Genomic DNA, 17,376 nt, shown 5'->3' on the forward strand with positions numbered 1-17,376 from the left:
GCGGTAACGTATTGCCTTCGTTGATTAGTTAACTCAACAACACGCTACAGAATAATAAGAGCAAACGATATGCCAACTTTAAATTCATAGCATATTAATTTAAAACATCACTTTATTTTACTCAAAAAAAAACGCATCGGGGTCACCGTGCGTTTTTTATCCTAGGGATTGCTCAAGCCACGTTTTTACAGGGGATCTCCATGCTATTACTTGGCTTTAACATATATTCCATTGCGACTTCATCACAGTTTTCTTTGCGTAAACATAGCTCGCAATCTTTCATTACTTTTTCAGGTAGGCTCTCTTTATTACAGAAACTAAACCGCTGATTTTCGAAAAAGTCAGGTACACGAGTCAGAACGATGACACGGTTGAGTGCCAATTTTTTGGCTTTCACTAATAAGTGTTCAACCAGTTCTCGTCCCTGCCCCGTTACTGCGCTTTTAGGATCAATACCTAATGAACGTATTTCAGCTAATCCTGTGTCGTAAATATAAAGTGAAGCACAACCCGATACCTGACCGTCTATCTCGGTTACGGCAAACTCATTAATTGAGTGCACCATGTCACTTTTAGCGCGCGGTAAGTTTTCGCCGACTGTTGCCCAGTGTTGTACGAGTTTAGCGATTGCTTCCACGTCATCTAGGTTTGCATCACGAACTGTTATTTGCTGTTTTTTTTTCGCGTCTTTCACCGCTTTACTTACTTGTTCTAATGAAGTTCCACCAAGTGCTTGACGTGCTTTAATACAGGCATCAATTTCAAGTACCGGATACACATCATCTTCAAACACTGGATTTACTGATTTATATTGCTCAAGTGAAAGCTCCTCTAACGTTTTACCTTCACTAATAGCTAATTGCACCAACACCCCAACAATATGATGCCCTTCTCTAAACGGTACACCTTTAGCGACTAAGTAATCAGCAAGTTCGGTTGCATTAGCGTGGCCACCTTTTGCCGCTGCAAGGGTTTTATCTGCTTTCACTTTTATGCCTTTAATACACGCTTGTGCCATATGAATACACGCAAGCCATGTTGGCATGGCATCAAAAATGCCTTCTTTGTCTTCTTGCATGTCTTTATTATAAGCAAGAGGCAGTGCTTTTAAGGTCATCATCATTGCGCTAAACGCACCAAACACCCGGCCAGTTTTACCACGAATTAGCTCTAATGCATCTGGGTTTTTTTTCTGTGGCATCAAAGATGAGCCCGATGTAACATTATCGGCCAGTTCAATAAAGCCAGCTTCTCCCGAGTTATAAAAAATCAGGTCTTCAGACATGCGCGATAAGTGGATCATAGAGATAGACGCACAGCTTAATAGCTCAACCACAAAGTCACGATCAGATACGCCATCTAAACTATTTTTAGTCGCGCCTGTAAACCCTAACCCTTGTGCAAGTGCGTGACGGTCAATCGGGTATGCAGTGCCTGCAAGAGCGCCACTGCCGAGTGGGCAGTAGTTCATTCTTGCTTGGGCATCTTGTAATCGGCTTTCATCACGCTCAAGCATTTCTACATAAGCCATACACCAATGGCTAAATAACACCGGTTGTGCACGTTGTAAGTGGGTATAACCTGGTAATATTGTGCCAAGCTCACGTTCAGCCAAGCTAATAAATTCAGCTTTTAGTTGTGCAATCGCTTTTAAGATATGATCGGCAGTATCGCGACACCATAATCTAAAGTCGGTAGCAACTTGGTCGTTACGGCTTCGGCCTGTGTGTAATTTTTTAGCTAAATCACCCACTTTTTCAATTAGCGCGGCTTCAACATGTGAGTGAATATCCTCAGCACCTGAGGTGGCAACAGCGTGTGGATCTGCTTTTACCTCTTCAAGTAATTCATATAATGCCGATACCAGCTTTTGGTGTTCGTCATTAGATAACACGTTCACTTGTTCAAGTGCGCCAGCCCATGCAACAGAGCCAATTATATCTTGCTCTGCTAATTGATAATCGAAGGGAAGTGAATCGTTAAACTGTTTAAACGCTTCATCTGGACCCGTAGAAAAACGTCCGCCCCATAATGCCATGAAATTTCTCCAAACCCGATAATAGCCCCTTAATTCCAAGGGGCATAAAAAATTACTTTTTAGCTAATGCTGAAATTCTGCTTGATAGTGAGAATAAACGAATAAAGCCTTCTGCGTGCGATTGGTCATAAACATCGTCTTCACCAAAAGTAGCAAAATCTTCGCTGTATAAACTGTTAGGTGACTTTTTCTGAACCGCTGTTACTTGCCCTTTGTAAAGTTTAAGTACCACTTCACCTGTCGCTAACGTAGAAAGCGCTTCTGCACCGGCTAAAATAGAATCTTTAAGCGGCGTAAACCAACGACCGTCGTAGACTAAATGCGAAAATTCACCACCGAGCACCTCTTTCCATTTACGGCTCGCTTTATCAAGAACGAGCTCATCAATTGCTTGCAGCGCAGCCATGATCACTGTACCGCCTGGTGTTTCGTAACAACCGCGTGATTTCATGCCCACTAAACGGTTTTCTACAATATCAACACGACCAACACCATGCGGGGCAGCTATGTCGTTTAGTTTAACTAAACAGTCGTAAGGCTTTAATTGTTCGCCGTTCACAGCAACCACTTCACCTTCTACAACTGATAAAGTGACATGCTCAGCTTTATCGGGCGCTTGCTCTGGTGAATTAGTCCAGGTCCATACTTGCTCACTTGGCTCACACCAAGGGTCTTCAAGCTCGCCGCCTTCGTGAGAGATATGCCATGCGTTAGCATCACGACTGTAAATTTTAGTTGCTGATGCAGAACACGGAATATCACGCTCGGCTAGGTAATCAAGCAATGATTCACGACTTGATAAATCCCACTCACGCCATGGCGCAATCACCTTTAAATCAGGAGCCAGTGCTGCAAAACATGACTCAAAACGTACTTGGTCGTTACCTTTACCCGTACAGCCATGAGAAAGTGCATCTGCCCCCACTTTACGGGCAATTTCAACTTGGGCTTTAGCGATGATTGGACGTGCCATAGAAGTACCTAGCAAGTAGGTTCCTTCGTATATAGAGCCTGTTTTAAGTGTTGGGTAAATGTAATCACTTACCATTTCATCTTTCAAATCAACCACGTAACACTCAGATGCACCCGATGCAATGGCTTTCGCTTCTACGCCTTCAAGTTCTTCTGCGCCCTGGCCAACATCGGCAACAAAGGCAATAACTTCACAGCCGTAGTTCTCTTTTAACCATGGCACGATAGCTGATGTATCAAGACCACCTGAATAGGCTAAAACGACTTTTTTAATTGAACTCATAGGTGTTCCTTAACAAAATTTGGATTTAACAATGTAACTAATAGCGCATTTTGCGCATGCATGCGGTTTTCTGCTTGCTGTATAATTTTTGATGCAGGGCCATCCATTACCTCAGAAGTAATTTCAAACTCACGGTGTGCCGGTTGGCAATGTAATACCGTAGTTGCACCGGTTTTTTCTAACAATGCCTGGTTTAATTGATAAGGCATGTATTTTTCTTTCACTTGCTCAAGAGGAGTTGTATCCCCCATAGATACCCAGGTATCGGCGTAAACAACATTAGCGCCTACTGCAGCCTCAACCCTGTCACTTACCATTACAGAAGCGCCATTCATAGCTGCTATTTGCTCTGCTTGTTTAAGTATTTGCGAATCAGGTGAGCTGCCTTTTGGTGTTACAGCGACAAAGTCTGTTCCTAAAGTAGCGGCTAATAGCATTAATGAGTGCGTTACATTATTGCCCTCACCTAGGTAGGCAAGCTTTAACTGGCTAACATCACCGTGTACTTCTTGTAGCGTTAAAAAATCAGCTAATGCTTGGCATGGATGATATAAATCACACAAACTATTAATCACAGGAACGGATGAATACTCACCGAGTATCGTTAACGTACTGTGCTGATTAACGCGGGCAACAATCCCATCGGCCCAAGTCGAAATATTTAAGGCAAAATCTTTTATTGATTCGCGGGCGCCCATTGCACCATTTTGTTGATCAAGATAAACCGCATGGCCCCCTAAACGGTTTATACCAATATCAAATGAAAGGCGAGTACGTAAACTTTGCTTTTCGAACAGAGTAACCACTGACTTACCAGCTAGTACTTGGTTATATTTACTCGGGCTTTCTTTAATATCTTGCGCTAACTTTAATAAATTTAGTGCGCCTTGTTGGTCTAATTCTAGACCCGTTATAAAATCTTTAAACATGTTCAACCTATGGTGTTACTTTAGTTCCGACATGCTCGCCTTGCAGCAAAGCAGTTAAGTTTTCTGGCTTTTGCCAGCTGGAAATGTACACACCGCGTCGTAAATGTTGGGCAGCGTGAAGACTGGTCTTAACTTTGACCTCCATCCCACCCACAATTACTCCCTCTGTAATTAAAGTATCAATGTGTTTTGTGTCAAGTTGATGTAAAGGCTGCTTATTGGCATCAAGTACCGCCTCTACGTCCGTCATAAAAATAAGTTCTGCATTTAAATTATTTGCCATTGCGGCGGCTGCTTCATCGGCATTAACGTTGTACCAAAGCCCTTGCTCATCAAAACCGATGGAGCTGACTATAGGTAAACGCCCGCCACTGAGTAATTCATTAATAATAGAATCATTATTACTATGGCATTGACCTACTTGCCCTAGCGCTTTTAATTTTTGTGATGCTGTTATTCCTGCTTCATATAAACTCAAGCCAACAGGTTTGTGCCCAGCAGTCATTGCTTGCGCCATTAATTGTTTGTTTGCTGCTCCCGCTAATGCTCCTACAATATAAGGCATCTGTTCTTTAGGGCTGATTCGCAAACCTTGGTGTTTAGCACTGGCAAAACCGGCTTCTGCTAGCCAATGGTCAACTAATGAGCCACCGCCATGAACAATGACAAATTGTGCATCATGTTGTTCATTAAGAACCTCAAAAAGCGCTTTAGCGGCATTTTCAGTATTGAGTACTGCGCCACCGAGTTTAATAACCCACGTTTTACTGCTCATTTAAACGCTCCTACTAGACCTGTAGTGTGAGGCAAGCCCATTGACAAATTAATGCATTGCAGAGCCTGACCAGCCGCCCCTTTTAGTAAATTGTCAATCGCTGCCATCACTATTAATTGTGAGTCTTGCTGCTGCCACGCAATATCTACATAAGGTTGTTTGGCCACCCCTTTAATCGAGGGGATTTTGCCACCAAGCAATCGAATTAACGGCTCATCCGCTAATACTTGATACGCTTTAGTTACTTGCTCACTGGTCACACTCGGTTTTAGCTGTACATAAATGGTTTCTAAAATACCGCGAGGAAAATTACCTAAATGAGGGGTAAATAATACGTTATGACCAAGATGCTGCTGTATTTCAGGCCCATGACGATGGTTAAACAAACCATAGGGTGCAAGTGATACCTCGCAAAAATGCGTGCCAATACTTGCTTTACGACCAGCCCCAGTTACTCCCGATACAGCATTAATAATAATCCGCTCGTCACTAAGTAACCCAGCTTGCTGAAGAGGCTTTAATGCGTTTAATGCGGCAGTTGGGTAGCAGCCAGCTACAGCAACTAACTGCGCCTTTGCAATGGCCTCGCTATTCCACTCTGCAAGGCCATATGCAGCTTCTTTGAGGAGCTCTGGATGCTGGTGTTCAAAACCATAATAAGTGACGTAATCTTCATTACTTTCAAGACGGTAACCACCAGAGAGGTCAAATACCTTTTTGCCCATCGCTAAAAACTGAGGGGCTAAATCAACACTTACTTTATGGTCAGTGCATAAACACACATAGTCTGCTGAATGAGCTATATCACTCAATGCACTCTCATTAAGTGGTTGCAAAGGTAAGTCAAGTGACCCTAAGTGCTCAGGGTATAATTCACTGAGCAGTTTATGTTTATCTAAGCTTTGCGCTGATACATAACATGCTGATAATGTTAATGCTGGATGTTTGGCAATTAAGCTAGCCAATTCTGCGCCGCTGTAACCGCTGGCACCTATAATTACTACGTTCATTATTTACTCTTTATCTAAAATTAGTGACTACATTCCATGTTATTTACTTACACTAGGTTGCAACCTAGCTAAACTGATTAAATTAATGAGTGATAACTATCGTCGTATTATTTTCATGGCGTAACTTTAATATATTTATGCTTAAAAAGTGAATTGATATTCATCATAAATACTTTTATATTGTTATGCAATTAAATTGAATACTTATTTTGGATTTTTTTATGTCTCTGCCGTCATTTATCTCGATGTATCAGCAATTGATTGCTGCCCCCTCAATTAGCGCTATTGAAGAGCATTTGTGTATGAGCAATAAAAGCGTTATTGAACTACTCGCTCAGTGGTGTGAAAGCTTAGGTTTTACCTGTGAAATAATAGAGTTAGAAGGTGGTAAAGGCCGCTACAACTTATTAGCAAAACGCGGACAAGGCGATGGCGGGTTAATGCTTGCGGGGCACACCGATACAGTGCCATTTGATGATAGCCGCTGGAATCAAAACCCATTTAAATTAACTGAACTTGATAACAAATTATATGGTTTAGGCAGTATTGATATGAAAGGCTTTTTTGCTTTTGTACTGCAAGCTATTAGTGAGCTTGATGAAAAGCAACAAACTCAACCTATTTTAATATTAGCGACCGCCGATGAAGAAACCACTATGGCTGGCGCACAGCAAATTTGTAAGCACCCAAATTTAAAGCCAAGTCGCTGTATTATTGGTGAGCCAACAGATATGACCCCCGTATTTACCCATAAAGGTCATATGAGTACAGCAATCAGAGTCGTTGGTCGCTCAGGACATAGCTCTGATCCCGAACGGGGTCTTAATGCCATCGAAGTAATGCATAAAGTGATTACAAAATTACTGATCTTAAAAGAACAACTCAAGAATAAATATTCAATAAACCACTTTGAAATTCCTTATCCAACACTCAACTTAGGCAATATTCATGGGGGTGACAATGCCAACCGAATTTGTGGCTGCTGTGAAATGCACATTGATATGCGCCCTCTCCCCGGTTTAAGCGTGCAAGAGCTTCAAGCACTGGTACTTGATGCAACTTACGATATAAACCAGCAATACCCTAACTCTGTGAGCGTAATTGATTTGCATGAGCCAATTCCAGCATTTACGGGAAGCACAGATAGCGCGTTAGTCAAATTAGCCGAAAATATAGCAGGGCAAAAAGCAGTGGCTGTTAACTACTGTACCGAAGCGCCATTTATACAGCAACTCGGTTGTGAAACCATCGTAATGGGACCAGGCTCTATTAACCAAGCGCATCAGCCCGATGAGTTTTTAGCAATGGAAAAAATCAAACCTTCTCAACAAATTATCAGCAACCTTATAAAGGCGAGTTGCTTTTAATCAGCAACAAAAAAGACGCTTAATCGCGTCTTTTTTATAGCATTTATGGTTACATATATTTTCGTAAATACTTTTTAAATACAGGGTCGGTTTGAGCTAGTTCTTTCTGCTCTTCTAATATCTCTTTTAATATTGCACCTGATGTAAGCGGATTTGCAAGTACCACTCTAAATACCACGGTTGGTTGGTTATCATATTGAACTGGCGTTAAACGTGTACGCGATACAAACGATCGACCTGATTCACGCTGACGTTTTTGCATGCTTGCAGTAAAACGATTAAGCGCGGCAAAAATGTCTAAACGGGTTTGTGCATCAGCTTGGGCTATCGCGTGTTTAATTTGTTTTGGTACATAGCGATAGGTCAGTAAGCAAAGTTCTGGCTCTGATATTAACTCAAAATCTTCATCTGCATTTATCAAATCAGCAAAGTAACGGGCTTTTTTAATACTGCGATCGATAAGCATTTCATAGCCTTTACGACCAATAACACGTAAGCAAGCATGCACTAACATCGCCATTCCAGGGCGACTCCCCTCAAGCGTATGGCTACCTAAGTCTTTAGAGCCTTTACGTAAAATATATTCAGCATGATGCTCTATGGCATCGGTAGCAGCAGGGTCTTTAAATAAGACTAAACCGGCCCCCATCGGCACATACATTTGCTTATGCGCATCAATGGTGATTGAATCTGCATGCTCAATACCTTTTAATAAATGCCTATGGGTATTAGACAGTAAGGTGGCTCCCCCCCATGCCGCATCAACATGAAAGTGACAATTAATTTCTTGTGCTAAATTAGCCATGTCTTCAAGTGGGTCAATATTACCGGTTTCTGTGGTTCCTGCGACCCCAACAATTGCCATCACTTTAATGCCTTGCGCTTCAAGCTCTAGCGCTTTTTCTCGCATAGCATCTACATCTACTTTATTATCAGCCGATGTTTTAATACCAATTAAATTCTCACGGCCAATACCTAGTAAATCTACCGATTTGCCTAACGAGTAATGACCTCGCTCAGAGATTAAAACCGCCAGTCCTTTGTAACCATAGTGGAGCATTCCCGCCACTAAACCTTGTGCAGCAATGCCTTTAAAGTTGCCATCCGCTTTTAATAAGCGGTTGCGGGCTATCCAAAGTGCAGTAATATTCGCCACGGTGCCGCCAGAGCAAAATGCCCCTAACGAAGTTTTTGCACTGTGCATCCATTTAGAATAAAAACCATCACTTTGGCCATAAGCTAAATGATGCATCATCCCTAAAACTTGACGTTCTAATGGGGTAAACGCTTTCGAGGTTTCAATTTTTACTAGGTTTTGATTTAACCCAACCATTAATTTCGATAACGGTAGTAAAAAATGAGGCAGAGCCGATGTCATATGGCCAATAAAGCTTGGCGCTGCGGTATGAACAGAATGAGCAACCAGCTGCTCCATAATATCTTGAGCATAGCAAGACACAAACGTCGGTTCTTCAGGGATTGCCGCCGATTGAAAATCTTTTTCTATTTCATGTAATGGTTTTTCAATTGCCGCGATATTTTCGTTTAAGAAACCTGCTAAATTACTCGAAATTTCAAGCTCTATTTTGCTCAAAGTTGAGTCTGGCGCCTCTGGAACGGTGAATATCCGTTTAAGGCTTTCTTTAGAGGCGACGGCACAACGCTTTTGATCCATCTTCATACCTAGTGTGTGACTAAAACACCTGTTAGTTTGTAAAACACGCTAATTTAAGTTGTTTTTAAGTAACGGCATTTCTAAAAAATTGCGCTAACTTTACTGCAATATGACAAAAATGTCTCGTTTTAAGCCATAAAAGACAATACTAAATAGATAACATTTCACTATTTTTTAAATTTAGTACAAAGGGTAATTAAAATATTGGGCATTTATAATTTTTAAGTATAATAAAATCAACAAAAATAAGGATAATACATGCTCAAAGGAAATCTAAAATTAACACGGTTGGCACTTGGGACCGTCTTTTTTTTGGTCAGCTTAATCATTTATGGTTACTACACTTACTCTGCCATTCAAAGTGATGTAATGCGCAGCATTGACAATCGCTTAATAAATGCCGCCACCAGCGTAAAATATATTTTAGGTAGTGATTACCACGACAAAACACCGCAAGAAATCAGCTTTGCAAGCTATCAAAATAAGGCCGAGCAACTTTCTGCTTTAGCCAATGATTTAAATATAAATTCTTTATATTCAATGATATTAATTGATGAAAATATTTATTTTACTGCCTCCAGTTACACCCAAGATGATCAAAATAACGGTAAAGTCACCCAGTATTTAGATCTTTACCCTGAAGCGACGCCAATTAATATGGCGGCATTTTTATCAACGGCCCCTATTTTTGAAGTGTCAACGGCGCATCGAGGTCATTCTAAAACGGTGTATATTCCTCATATAGCAAAAAATGGCAGAACCTATTTAACTGCAGCTGATATTAGCGTCGATAAAATCAATACGGCTTTAATAACACGTTTGAATCAAGCCCTGCTTCATTTTAGTTGCGTACTGTTCATATTGTTACTGGTTTATATTCTTTATTGTTTTGGGGTACGCCGCTCACTAATGAGGGATCATGCTACGGGGTTTGAAAATCATATTGCCCTGGAAAAGCAGCTAAAAAAAAGTAATGAGCATCATCTACAAATCGCGATTATTTTGGTTAACGAAATTGATAGTATCAGTCGCTTTTTTGGCACAAAAACAGCCGATGAAGTGATGAAAAAACTACTCAGTCACTTTAAGCAGCAAAACCGTCTGCAATCACGTATTTATCGTATTGCGACCAACAAGCTGGCCATTTTAACCAGTAAAGAAACACCTTTTGATGAGCTTTACAGCATTATTCAATCCCATAATAAAAATACACCTTTTATTACAGACCCATTTATTTATATTACGCTCAACGCTGGAGTGGCAAGAGGGAATAAGTCATTACTGCTTAAGAATGCCCACATTGCTTTGCTGCAATCAAGGCAAGGCGTTCAACCAATAGTTAACTACTCAGAAGCGATTAACGACGCTAAATCTCTGTATTTATACAATGTAGAAATAGCAAAAGAAATTCGTGAAGCATTTGATGCCCATCGCGTTGTTCCTTATTTTCAACCTGTTATAGATACCAATACCAATGCCATTATTAGGTATGACTGCTCACCAAGAATAGTGACCTCACATGGGGAGATTTTAACCCCTGATACCTTTTCTAATGCAGTAAATAGGCTGCGTATGGATGGGGTGTTAACACGTACCTTATTTACTCAATGTATTTCGCGCTTTCGCAAATCAGCAATCAGCTGGGGGTTAACTGTGTGCGCTGAAAATATTGCAGATCCCACTATTTATGAGCACATAGCGTATGAGCTTCATCGCTACCCCAACCCTGAAAACATTACTATTTCAATATTAGAGTCGCAGGTCATTACACACTACTATGAAATAAAATCATTTATTGCGATGGTGAAAAGTAAAGGGGCAAAAATAGTGATGCATTGTTGGGGTAATGAGTTTATTAATACGCTCAATACGTTAAAGATTGAGGTAGATGGCATTAAACTCGATGGTGCGATCACCAAGCAGCTGGTGAATGATGAAAATACGTCGCTATTTATTGTCTATATTGCTGATATAGCCCAGCAGCTTGAACTTGAATTGGTTGTTGAAGCGGTAGAAAATAACACGATTGCCGAACTACTTAATAAACTAAATGTGACGCTGATGCAAGGTAGTTACCTTGGTAAACCAACGCCACATGTGACTCACTTTAAACAGCAATTAGCTATTTAAGATTTATAACAAGCCGGTGGCTTTGCTGGCCACTGGCCCAGTACTTACGTTCAAAAGGGGTAATTGCTTCGTCTGACTCAAACAATCCGGTTTGACATGGATGCCCCGCTAATTCAAGCGCTCTGGCAAACTCTTTAACATAAATATCCCAATTACTGCGCACCTCAAGTAAACCGCCTAACTTTACAATAAATGGGAATATAGCCGCCCCATGCCAGCGCCTCTGTATGTGTTTAGACTTAGGCCAAGGGTTAGGGTAAAGCAAATAGTGATGCGTAGGCTGCCAATTAGCAGCCACCGCTAAACGCCAAAAGTCATTTAAGTCAGCTTGCACTAAAATGTATTGACCACTTTCACTTTGTTTATATTCAACATCATGCTTATCAAGTCGATGAGATGACTTATCAATGCCTATGACTAACGCTTCAGGATGACGTTTTGCTAAATTAGCGGTGCTCTCCCCGACCCCACAACAGGAATCTAAAATAAGCGGCCCATTAAAGGCTTGCACTTTAGCATTAACTTCATCAAATGCGGTTTGCGTATGCGTTGCAATTGGCTTTTTAAACTCAGCCTGTAAGTGTTTATTAACTATTTCATCAAGCTTTTCATGAAGTCCCGCTTGATTAGATACAATACTACGTGAATTTGCATCGCTCATTAGTGTCTTAGCCCCACACCTTTTTTAATTAGCGTCAGTGCTAAAGTAAATAGGACGCTGATAAACACCAACAACACACCCATTGCGACCGATAAATCTACATCCGAAACACCTAAAAACCCATATCTAAATGCGTTAACCATATAAATAATTGGGTTTATTTGCGACACCATTTGCCAAAAATCAGGCAGTAAAGTGATTGAATAAAACACCCCGCCTAAATAGGTCAACGGCGTTAAAATAAAGGTCGGGATAATACTTATGTCATCAAAGCTGTTTGCATAAATAGCGTTAATTAACCCGCCTAAGGCAAACACCGCCGAGGTGAGAATAACAGTGGCTATAATCACAAAAATATTATGTATTTGTATATCTACAAAAAATAAAGAAACGCACGTTACGATAAAACCAACCATAATGCCACGGGTCATACCTCCGCCCATATAACCCAGTACAATGATGTAATTAGGCACAGGTGCAACTAATAACTCTTCAATACTTTTTTGAAACTTAGTTGAGTAAAAGCTCGAAGCCACATTCGAGTAAGAGTTTGTTATAACTGACATCATAATAAGGCCAGGAACAATAAACTCCATATAACTAAAGCCGCCCATATCGCCAATACGCGAGCCAATTAAATTCCCAAAAATAACAAAATATAAACTCATAGTAATCGCTGGCGGCACTAAGGTTTGCACCCAAATACGCAAAAAGCGAATACACTCTTTAATCCAAATACTTTTTAAGGCTACGCCATATTTAAACATTTATTCGCCCCGCCCTTGCTCTAATAAACCTACAAATAATTCTTCTAATCGATTCGCTTTATTACGCATGCTTAGCACAGTATTACCTTGTTCGGTTAACGCGCTAAATACAGCATTGAGCCCTTGTGATTTAGCCACCTCAACTTCAATGGTGTGATCATCAGTCATGGTGAAATTATACCCTTCAATCGCCACCGGATTGGTAGGCTGTTTTAAATCCAATACAAAGGTTTCTTTGTCTAATTTAGCTAACAAGGCTTTTATGGTGGTATTTTCAACTATGCGACCGGTATCAATTATAGCGATGTTTTTACACAGTAATTCGGCTTCTTCAAGGTAGTGAGTGGTTAAAATAATGGTCACACCTTGTTCGTTAATTTGCCTTAAAAAGTCCCACATTGATCGGCGAAGCTCTATATCAACCCCCGCTGTTGGCTCATCTAAAATAAGTAATTTGGGCTCATGCATTAAGGCGCGTGCAATCATTAAACGGCGTTTCATACCACCAGACAAGGTACGCGCTTGCTTATCTTTTTTCTCGATTAATCCAAGCTGCGCTAAGTATTTATCTGCACGTTTATGTGCTTCGCCGCGAGGAACACCATAATAACCTGCTTGATTAACGAGTATTTGGCTTAGGGTTTCAAACTGGCTAAAGTTAAACTCTTGCGGCACTAAACCTAAATTGGCTTTCGCCGCTTCTAGGTCGGTATCAATATTGTGGCCAAATACTTCAACTTTGCCTTTGGTCTTATTTACCAGTGAAGAAATTACCCCAATAGTGGTTGATTTACCCGCCCCATTCGGGCCCAGTAATGCAAAAAAGTCACCTTCGTGAACTTGTAAATCAACCCCTTTAACTGCCTCTACCCCATTTTTGTAAACCTTGGTAAGGCCTTCAATATTTAAAGCAATATTTTGCTTATTCATTTTTTACCCTCACCATAACCCCAACGCTTTGTGAGGTTATGTTCAATATTTAAATGATCTAAAATTCGCGCCACCATAAAGTCAACCAAGTCTTCTATGCTTTGTGGTTGATGATAAAACCCAGGTGCTGCAGGCATAATTGTTACACCTAAACGCGATAATTTAAGCATGTTTTCTAAATGAATTTCGCTAAATGGCGTTTCGCGTGGCACTAAAATAAGCTGGCCTCGCTCCTTTATCACCACATCGGCGGCGCGCTCTAATAAATTATCTGATGCGCCGACTGCAATCGCAGACACAGATCCTGCGCTACATGGACATACTATCATTTTTTTCGGTGCTGCTGAGCCCGAAGCCACAGGACTAAACCAGTTATCTTTGCCAAATACCTTTAATTGCTCAGGCTTGGCGTTATATAACAGGCTTAATTGCTCTGTGGCCTTGTCTTCATTTGCTGATAGTTTAACATTTGATTCGGTATCAAAAACTACCCGCGCGGCACTTGAAATAAGCACATACACTTGAAACTGCTGCTCAAGCAACACCTCTAATAACCTTAGTCCGTAAGGCGCGCCTGATGCACCACTAAATGCTAAAGTGATTTTATCTTTAAATTGCACATTATTCTCCGCTGTATTTATTGGCCAAGCCATCAACAAGTTGTTGATGAAGGCCATTAAAACCACCATTACTCATAATTAAAACATGTTGATTTGGCTCAATACTTTCAAGCACTGTTTCGATAATGGCGATTGTAGAATCAAAACACTGCATACCGGCTTTTTCTGCTTGCTCCTTGAGCGACCAGCTTAAGTTTTCTGGTTCAAACAGTAGCACCTCATCCGCATCGCGTAATGAATCTAGCAATGTAAATTGATGAACTCCCATTTTCATGGTGTTAGAACGCGGCTCTAAAATCGCAATAATTTTGTCATTGCCCACTTTGGCGCGCAGCCCCGCAAGCGTTGTTTGTATCGCGGTAGGATGATGGGCAAAATCATCATACACTTTAATGTTATTTATATCCGCTTTAAGCTCCATACGCCTTTTTGGGCTGATAAATTCGCCTAAAGCCGCAATACTGTGCTCAATAGCAATTCCTACATGGCGCGCTGCTGCAATGGCCATCATGGCATTTTTAACGTTATGCTCACCAATTGCCTGCCAGTTAACTACACCTTGCAGCTGAGTGTTTAATAACACATTAAATTGAGAACCATCCGCTTTAAGTAGCTGATAATCCCAATCATTGCCTAATGTTTCGCTCTCGCTCCACAGCCCTTTTGCTATAACATCGCTCAGAGCCTCATCATCTTTTGGCCACAATACTTTCCCGCTTTGCGGTAGTGTACGTATCAAATGGTGAAATTGTTTTTTAATCGCATTTAAATCTTCAAAAATATCAGCATGATCAAATTCTAAATTATTTAAAATCAGTGTACGCGGCAGGTAATGAACAAACTTACTGCGTTTATCAAAAAATGCAGTGTCGTATTCATCGGCTTCTATTACAAAAAATGGCGTTTGCCCAACCCGAGCCGAAAGACCAAAATTTTGCACAATACCACCAATTAAAAAGCCTGGTTTTAAACCTGCATATTCTAATATCCATGCAAGCATACTTGCTGTGGTCGTTTTTCCATGAGTACCTGCTACAGCGAGTACCCACGAATCTTGTAGTAAGTTATGTTTTAGCCACTCAGGTCCTGAAGTATAAGGCAGGCTCTTATCGAGTACATATTCAACACACGGATTACCACGGCTCATAGCATTACCTATGACGACGATGTCGGGTGCCGGTTCTAGTTGAGATACGTCATAGCCTTGGGTTAGCTCGATTCCCAACTCTTCTAATTGGGTACTCATTGGTGGGTAAACATTTTGATCTGAGCCTGTCACTTTATGACCAAGCGATTTAGCAATGGCCGCAATACCGCCCATAAAGGTGCCGCAAATGCCTAATATATGAATATGCATAACTTTTTAATCCTTTGGTACTTCGCACGTCTGTGAAGTTTAATGGCGTTATAATGCCAAATTTTAGGCTTGATGACTATGTGCGTCTCGTCAATTCATTGATGCTAAAACAGCGCTAAAAAATAAAAAAGCCCTCCTACCTAAGTAAGAGGGCTTGCTGGTAATAAGCTAAATTACAGCGTCAAAAATACAATTAAGCCAACACCAAGTAAAAGTCTGTAAATTACAAACGGCAGCATACCCATTCGTTCAATCACTTTTAAGAACATGAATATACAAGCGTACGCTGATAAAAATGAAAGGACGACACCTAAAATTAAAGTGTTCCAATCAACTACATGGTCGCCTAAAGCCAACTCTATTGTGTAGTAAAGACCCATCATAGAAATAATAGGGATTGCGAGTAAAAACGAAAAGCGCGCAGCGCTTTGTTTATTCATGCCCAGCAATAAGCCCGCTGTCATGGTAATGCCTGAGCGAGACGTTCCTGGGATCATAGCCACCGCTTGAGCAAAGCCAATAAGCAACGCTGTTTTCCAGTTAAGCTGGTAAATTGTTTTCATTTGCTTACCTTTGGCATCAGCGTACCAAAGTAATAAACCAAAAATAATAGTCGTAGCAGCTATAACCCAGGCACTGCGCAGGTACAACTCAACAACATCTTTTAGTAATAAGCCTAATAACGCTGCAGGTACAGTGCCCAGTATAATCCACCAGCCAAGTTTACTATCGTCGGTGGTGCCTTGAGCGCCAAACGATTTAAACCATGCGCTAAGAATATCAGACACTTCTTTACGAAAATAAATAACAACGGCTATTAAAGTACCAACATGAACAGCGACATCAAAAGCTAGTCCTTGATCTTGCCAACCTAAGATTTGTGAAGGAAGAATTAAGTGGGCTGAACTTGAAATAGGTAAAAACTCAGTAAATCCTTGTATCAAGGCTAAAACAATTATTTCTATAATACTCATGGGTTAGTAAACTCCACCTTCCATAGTTTTTGTTGAGGGTTGTTATATGCATTCCAAATTTGGGCAATCGTTTGTTTTGCTACCGGATGATAAAAATCAGGAGCCACCTCTGCTAAAGGCTGTAATACAAAGGCATTTTTGGTAATTTCGTCACGTGGTAGTTGAGCTGGGCTCTCGCAAATGACATCATCGTAAAAGAGTAAATCGAGATCCAAGGTGCGCGGGCTAAATTTTTTATCATTTGCTTTGCGACCATTATCGCGCTCTATTTGTTTTAATAACGCACACACATCTTCAAGCGCCATATCGGTAGTGGCAGCAAGTACTGAGTTGTAAAAGTTATTACCGGCAAAACCCACCGCTTCACTTTCAAATACCGAAGAATGTTGGGGATTTTTAAAGTGTTTATTTAACGCCACTAAAGCACGCCTGATATGCTCTGCTTTATTAATATTTGACCCTAAACTAATAAATATTTGCGCCATTTAAGCAATAGCCTTGTTACGCGTTATTTCTACACCGACGGTTTGCGCTTGTGCAACTGCAGCGGGCTTACTTACTTTTATTGTCACTTGCGGGGTATTAAATTCGGTTAAAATGATTTGCGCTAATTGCTCTACCAGTGTTTCTAAAAGCTCTACCGGTTTAGCCGTACTGTGTTCGATAACACGCTCACTTACCTTAGCGTAATCCAGTGCCAAGTTAATATCGTCGTTTTGCGCTGCGGGCTTGATGTCGCTTAGCATTTCAATATCAAAGTACAGGCTTTGTTTACTTTTCTTTTCAAAATCATACACCCCGATAATCGTTTCGACATGCAATTGTGATATAAATACCTTGTCCATTGATACTCCAAATGACTGTAACAAGTCACTGAGTTAATTACAT

Annotated in this window: 16 protein-coding genes; 2 read left to right on the top strand and 14 right to left on the bottom strand. The window is 40.8% G+C overall.

What is annotated here, in order from left to right; genetic code table 11:
• Positions 1-172: 172 nt before the first annotated feature.
• Genes argH through argC form a run of 5 tightly spaced genes read right to left on the bottom strand, consistent with a single transcriptional unit; the run spans position 173 to position 6,007 of the window.
• Positions 173-2,038 (bottom strand): argininosuccinate lyase, encoded by a 1,866-nt coding sequence (gene argH, locus BG00_RS00345; protein ID WP_036979750.1) that lies wholly within the window; start codon positions 2,036-2,038, stop codon positions 173-175.
• 52 nt (positions 2,039-2,090) lie between these two features.
• Entirely contained in the window at positions 2,091-3,293 is a 1,203-nt protein-coding gene (locus tag BG00_RS00350) for an argininosuccinate synthase (RefSeq protein WP_036979753.1), read from the bottom strand.
• A complete protein-coding gene (locus tag BG00_RS00355; protein ID WP_036979755.1) occupies positions 3,290-4,222 on the bottom strand; it encodes an ornithine carbamoyltransferase in 933 nt (310 codons plus the stop codon). Before BG00_RS00355 ends, BG00_RS00350 begins: the two co-directional genes overlap by 4 nt.
• A gap of 7 nt (positions 4,223-4,229) precedes the next feature.
• On the bottom strand, positions 4,230-4,997 hold the full coding sequence (argB, locus tag BG00_RS00360) for an acetylglutamate kinase (protein ID WP_036979757.1): 768 nt from the start codon (positions 4,995-4,997) through the stop codon (positions 4,230-4,232).
• Positions 4,994-6,007, bottom strand: coding sequence for an N-acetyl-gamma-glutamyl-phosphate reductase (gene argC / locus BG00_RS00365; RefSeq protein ID WP_036979761.1), 1,014 nt, complete (start codon positions 6,005-6,007; stop codon positions 4,994-4,996). The genes argB and argC overlap by 4 nt, the downstream gene beginning before the upstream one ends.
• A 221-nt stretch (positions 6,008-6,228) precedes the next feature.
• Here argC and argE point away from each other — a divergent pair, with 221 nt between their 5' ends.
• Positions 6,229-7,374 carry an acetylornithine deacetylase gene (gene argE, locus BG00_RS00370; RefSeq protein WP_036979763.1) on the top strand — a complete coding sequence of 382 codons (1,146 nt, stop codon included), beginning with the start codon at positions 6,229-6,231 and terminating at the stop codon, positions 7,372-7,374.
• Between the two features lie 49 nt (positions 7,375-7,423).
• On the opposite strand, the gene panP is transcribed toward argE, so the two are convergent.
• Positions 7,424-9,049 (bottom strand): pyridoxal-dependent aspartate 1-decarboxylase PanP, encoded by a 1,626-nt coding sequence (gene panP, locus BG00_RS00375; RefSeq protein WP_036979765.1) that lies wholly within the window; start codon positions 9,047-9,049, stop codon positions 7,424-7,426.
• A gap of 258 nt (positions 9,050-9,307) precedes the next feature.
• Between panP and BG00_RS00380 the strand changes: the two genes are divergently transcribed.
• Positions 9,308-11,179, top strand: coding sequence for a GGDEF domain-containing protein (locus BG00_RS00380; RefSeq protein ID WP_036979767.1), 1,872 nt, complete (start codon positions 9,308-9,310; stop codon positions 11,177-11,179).
• Here BG00_RS00380 and trmB read toward each other — a convergent pair.
• From trmB to folB, 8 genes are all read right to left on the bottom strand, one after another.
• Positions 11,172-11,840 carry a tRNA (guanine(46)-N(7))-methyltransferase TrmB gene (gene trmB, locus BG00_RS00385; protein ID WP_036979770.1) on the bottom strand — a complete coding sequence of 223 codons (669 nt, stop codon included), beginning with the start codon at positions 11,838-11,840 and terminating at the stop codon, positions 11,172-11,174. The two genes, BG00_RS00380 and trmB, sit on opposite strands and share 8 nt — an antisense overlap.
• Positions 11,840-12,607 (bottom strand): ABC transporter permease, encoded by a 768-nt coding sequence (locus tag BG00_RS00390; protein ID WP_008466038.1) that lies wholly within the window; start codon positions 12,605-12,607, stop codon positions 11,840-11,842. The genes trmB and BG00_RS00390 overlap by 1 nt, the downstream gene beginning before the upstream one ends.
• Complete coding sequence (locus tag BG00_RS00395; RefSeq protein ID WP_036979773.1) at positions 12,608-13,537, bottom strand: ABC transporter ATP-binding protein; 930 nt, start codon at positions 13,535-13,537, stop codon at positions 12,608-12,610.
• Positions 13,534-14,157 carry a flavin prenyltransferase UbiX gene (locus tag BG00_RS00400; protein WP_036979775.1) on the bottom strand — a complete coding sequence of 208 codons (624 nt, stop codon included), beginning with the start codon at positions 14,155-14,157 and terminating at the stop codon, positions 13,534-13,536. Before BG00_RS00400 ends, BG00_RS00395 begins: the two co-directional genes overlap by 4 nt.
• Before the next feature lies 1 nt (position 14,158).
• Positions 14,159-15,514, bottom strand: coding sequence for a UDP-N-acetylmuramate:L-alanyl-gamma-D-glutamyl-meso-diaminopimelate ligase (gene mpl, locus BG00_RS00405; protein WP_036979778.1), 1,356 nt, complete (start codon positions 15,512-15,514; stop codon positions 14,159-14,161).
• Between the two features lie 173 nt (positions 15,515-15,687).
• Complete coding sequence (locus tag BG00_RS00410; protein WP_036979781.1) at positions 15,688-16,488, bottom strand: undecaprenyl-diphosphate phosphatase; 801 nt, start codon at positions 16,486-16,488, stop codon at positions 15,688-15,690.
• The gene (gene folK / locus BG00_RS00415; RefSeq protein ID WP_036979783.1) at positions 16,485-16,973 is read right to left on the bottom strand and encodes a 2-amino-4-hydroxy-6-hydroxymethyldihydropteridine diphosphokinase; all 489 of its coding nucleotides are present in this window, start codon (positions 16,971-16,973) and stop codon (positions 16,485-16,487) included. The genes BG00_RS00410 and folK overlap by 4 nt, the downstream gene beginning before the upstream one ends.
• Positions 16,974-17,333 (bottom strand): dihydroneopterin aldolase, encoded by a 360-nt coding sequence (gene folB, locus BG00_RS00420; protein ID WP_036979785.1) that lies wholly within the window; start codon positions 17,331-17,333, stop codon positions 16,974-16,976. It abuts the gene before it with no gap.
• Between the last annotated feature and the right edge of the window lie 43 nt (positions 17,334-17,376).

The organism is Pseudoalteromonas sp. SCSIO_11900, from assembly GCF_000576475.1.
GTDB lineage: Bacteria > Pseudomonadota > Gammaproteobacteria > Enterobacterales > Alteromonadaceae > Pseudoalteromonas > Pseudoalteromonas tetraodonis.

Coding starts and splice junctions, on each gene's coding strand:
- argH (WP_036979750.1), bottom strand. CDS start 2,038: ATGGCATTATGGGGCGGACGTTTTTCTACGGGTCCAGATGAAGCGTTT.
- BG00_RS00350 (WP_036979753.1), bottom strand. CDS start 3,293: ATGAGTTCAATTAAAAAAGTCGTTTTAGCCTATTCAGGTGGTCTTGAT.
- BG00_RS00355 (WP_036979755.1), bottom strand. CDS start 4,222: ATGTTTAAAGATTTTATAACGGGTCTAGAATTAGACCAACAAGGCGCA.
- argB (WP_036979757.1), bottom strand. CDS start 4,997: ATGAGCAGTAAAACGTGGGTTATTAAACTCGGTGGCGCAGTACTCAAT.
- argC (WP_036979761.1), bottom strand. CDS start 6,007: ATGAACGTAGTAATTATAGGTGCCAGCGGTTACAGCGGCGCAGAATTG.
- argE (WP_036979763.1), top strand. CDS start 6,229: ATGTCTCTGCCGTCATTTATCTCGATGTATCAGCAATTGATTGCTGCC.
- panP (WP_036979765.1), bottom strand. CDS start 9,049: ATGGATCAAAAGCGTTGTGCCGTCGCCTCTAAAGAAAGCCTTAAACGG.
- BG00_RS00380 (WP_036979767.1), top strand. CDS start 9,308: ATGCTCAAAGGAAATCTAAAATTAACACGGTTGGCACTTGGGACCGTC.
- trmB (WP_036979770.1), bottom strand. CDS start 11,840: ATGAGCGATGCAAATTCACGTAGTATTGTATCTAATCAAGCGGGACTT.
- BG00_RS00390 (WP_008466038.1), bottom strand. CDS start 12,607: ATGTTTAAATATGGCGTAGCCTTAAAAAGTATTTGGATTAAAGAGTGT.
- BG00_RS00395 (WP_036979773.1), bottom strand. CDS start 13,537: ATGAATAAGCAAAATATTGCTTTAAATATTGAAGGCCTTACCAAGGTT.
- mpl (WP_036979778.1), bottom strand. CDS start 15,514: ATGCATATTCATATATTAGGCATTTGCGGCACCTTTATGGGCGGTATT.
- BG00_RS00410 (WP_036979781.1), bottom strand. CDS start 16,488: ATGAGTATTATAGAAATAATTGTTTTAGCCTTGATACAAGGATTTACT.
- folK (WP_036979783.1), bottom strand. CDS start 16,973: ATGGCGCAAATATTTATTAGTTTAGGGTCAAATATTAATAAAGCAGAG.
- folB (WP_036979785.1), bottom strand. CDS start 17,333: ATGGACAAGGTATTTATATCACAATTGCATGTCGAAACGATTATCGGG.